Source organism: Bacillus sp. FJAT-27001 (assembly GCF_019039175.1).
GTDB classification, from domain to species: Bacteria; Bacillota; Bacilli; order Bacillales; family Bacillaceae; genus Bacillus; species Bacillus velezensis.
The window spans coordinates 168,641-170,522 of the sequence record NZ_JAHOAA010000006.1 but is presented as its reverse complement, the minus strand read 5'-3'; the positions used below and the strand labels follow the sequence as shown (position 1 = coordinate 170,522).

Annotated in this window: 1 protein-coding gene and 1 pseudogene; both read right to left on the bottom strand. The window is 40.6% G+C overall.

Annotated elements, in window-relative coordinates; genetic code table 11:
* Positions 1 to 230: hypothetical protein (locus BGM27_RS17140; RefSeq protein ID WP_217031312.1), on the bottom strand; the 230-nt coding region annotated here is incomplete at its 3' end.
* A gap of 11 nt (positions 231 to 241) precedes the next feature.
* A pseudogene (locus BGM27_RS17135) lies at positions 242 to 1,882 on the bottom strand (hypothetical protein); the annotation flags it as partial.

Here is a 1,882-nt window from a genome sequence, read left to right as displayed (position 1 = left end):
AAATTTTCCTCTTCATCAGTTTGAGAACCTTCGCTTTCTTCTTTAATACGTTCAATATCTTCCGTTGATAAGCCCTCAGTCCAGCAGTTATTTTCAAAATCTCTTTTAACCATAAAAAACTGTTCGGCCGGAGCTTCATAAAAACCTTCAGGCGGCTCACGATCTTCAGAATTCTGATAAAACACACCGTTTACAAAACCTTCTTTATCAACTCCTAAAAAAGTTTTCATGGCAATCCCACCTATTTATCTTTTGGTCTAAAATGAATGTTGCTAATTGACACTTCATATTCTCGCCCGTCAGTCGGTCCATAAAATAGCTTTATATCGCCGCTCGGATACACAGTAAAACGTTCCTTTCCGGTTCCGTTCCAAACGTAAGCAGGAAAGATCTGCTGATACTCCGGTGCAACTTCTTCAGGCAAACTGCAAATTACATAATCACGCAGTTCCCCAGCACCCATTTTCCTCAAAAAGCCCCGCAACATTACATCGCCGCTTTCATTAATTCGATATCTAACTGGACCAAAAGAGCCTCCTTTACTTGCGAAAGGGCTCATAACCTGCAAGAATTCCCACCCACTATCTTTATTTCTTATCACAAATCTTGATTTTTTGTGCTCCAAAACCGCTTCATATCTATCTCCAACTAAGCCGTCGTAATTTACAGTGTTTTTCAACTGCATAACAACCTCATTGTTCAGCGAAAAATCAAAATATGTGCCAGCTGAATCACGAGTATCAATTTGATTTTGTGAATAGATTTTCAGGGCCGAAGTATAAGTTTCTTCCGGAAATGTTTTGCCTCCGTCTATCGTAATTGTGCCATTCTCGATTAACACACGGTTTATATCATATTCAACATTACCGCTTTTATCTTCAGATTGCCTTCTTTGTGAGAATGATGAAGCTGTCAATTCTAAAACATCATATTCTAACCAATTTGCTCTTTTTCTTTGATATATTGTACCCGCTTCAATATAGGCAGTTAGTGAATCCGAGTTTGAGATTGGCTCAAACCGGGCTCCTTTTATCAAAGAACCTTCTATCGTGATCCCCTTGATCGTGCCGGCATTTATTTTATCAGCAGACAAATTGGCGATTTTTGCGTTTGTAATTGCGCCGTCAACGATATGCGCAGTGTCAATTATGGCCGTTCCGAGATGCGCCTTTTTAATTGCGGCGTTCGCAATAGCAGCAGATCCTACCGCCGCGTCTGCAATTTTCGCTGATGTTATTGCGGCTGATTGAATATTGGCGGAACCGACCGCAAGGTTTGCGAGATAGTTATTCGTGATGACCCCATCAACCAGGGCTACGTCATAGGGACTGTAGCCATATTCTTTAATTACCGCTCCTTTTCTGACTTGAATTTTTCTTACGACATAACTGCAATTACTGTTATCATCCGAACCACGGCCGCCCAAACCAATTGTGTAATTATTACCGGTTTCTGGTGCCGTGAATTGAATATTCACTCTCACGAATTCATCAGCCGGGTAATTGCTTATGTCAGTGAGCCCGCTTGCATCCAATGAAATGAATGTGCTGCCTTTTTTCAGATGATTCCAAGATATATCTGTTGTATTATTTCGTTTCACTTCAAAAGACAAAGTATATACTTGATCTTTCACAAGCGCCATCGTCTGTTTTACAGAGAGTTGACAAACCCCAAAAGCCTTGGCGCCATCCTGATAAATTGTCATTTCATTGAATTCTTTTTTGTCTATTGTGTATTTTGAGCCTGAATAGGCATACCACCAGTTGCTATCCAACAATGAACCCGGCAAAATATTGGCATCATCAAAGTTTCTGGAAAGCTTATCAGCATCAACGGCCAGCTCAGCCAGTTTTTCTTTTGTGATCGCTCCGAAAACAATGTC